Source organism: Mesorhizobium sp. M5C.F.Ca.IN.020.32.2.1, from assembly GCF_004023105.1.
GTDB lineage: Bacteria > Pseudomonadota > Alphaproteobacteria > Rhizobiales > Rhizobiaceae > Mesorhizobium > Mesorhizobium wenxiniae.
Map to the genome: position 1 here is coordinate 1 of NZ_RZSX01001414.1, position 909 is coordinate 909.

The 909-nt window shown below is 60.6% G+C and carries 1 protein-coding gene and 1 pseudogene; both read right to left on the minus strand.

Annotation, left to right across the window (positions count from 1 at the left end):
* A pseudogene (locus EOA86_RS41030) lies at positions 1-138 on the minus strand (GGDEF domain-containing protein); the annotation flags it as partial.
* Between the two features lie 104 nt (positions 139-242).
* Positions 243-909 (minus strand): tRNA (adenosine(37)-N6)-dimethylallyltransferase MiaA (gene miaA / locus EOA86_RS36425; RefSeq protein ID WP_128345817.1); only part of this gene is annotated, 667 nt, incomplete at its 5' end.

The following is a 909-nucleotide window of genomic DNA, read 5'->3' on the forward strand; positions in this document are numbered from 1 at the left end:
CTTGTCGACCCTTGCGGGTGTATGAACGTCTTCGGCGAAGGCCTGCAGAAGCCCATAGGCGTGAAGCGTCACTAGGCCGGCGGCCAGGATCACGAATATAAACACAAAAAAGGCTGATTCCGCCTTGTGAAAACGCATCTGCTCCCCGTTGGAAAATTCCCAAAGGCGTTATGGCATGGACGGGCTTACGGAGGGTTAATTAGGACAACTTCGACGGGAAGTCTCCCCTCAAAATCAACTTTTCAGGTTGCACTTGAAAGGGGATCCGAGATCGTGGATTCCACACGATCACCAGGGCGCAATCTCATCCATTCCGGACCCAACTGATGCCTGAACCAGGTCGCCTGGCGCTTGGCATATTGTCGCGTCGCGATCTTCGCGCGCTCGATCGCTTCGGGGAAACTCAACTCGCCGGCCATTGCGGCCTGGAGTTCGCGAACGCCGATCGCTTTCATCGCCGGCAAGTCGGGATCGAGGCCAAGGTCGGTCAGCCGCCTGACCTCGTCGAGAGCGCCCTTCTCCAGCATGCGGTCGAACCGCGCCTCGATCCGCTCCACCAGCTCCGCTCGGTCCGGTTCGATCACAAAGAAACGCGTGCTGGCCCTGTCGATCAGTGGACGGCCGCGCGCCGCCTGCCATTCCAGGATGGAACGGCCCGATGCGTCGAGCACCTCCAGCGCCCGCACGATGCGCTGGCCGTCGGTCGGCTTCAGCATCATGCCGGTTGCGGAATCCTCGCGCAGCAGGATGCGGTGCAGCTTGGCTGCGCCCTGCTCCTGGAGTTCGTAGCGCCAGCGATCACGGATCGACTGCGGAATGTCGGGCATTTCCGAAATGCCTTCCGCAAGCGCCCGAAAATAAAGCCCCGTACCACCGACGAAAATCACCGGCCGTTCGAAGAACGTGCCG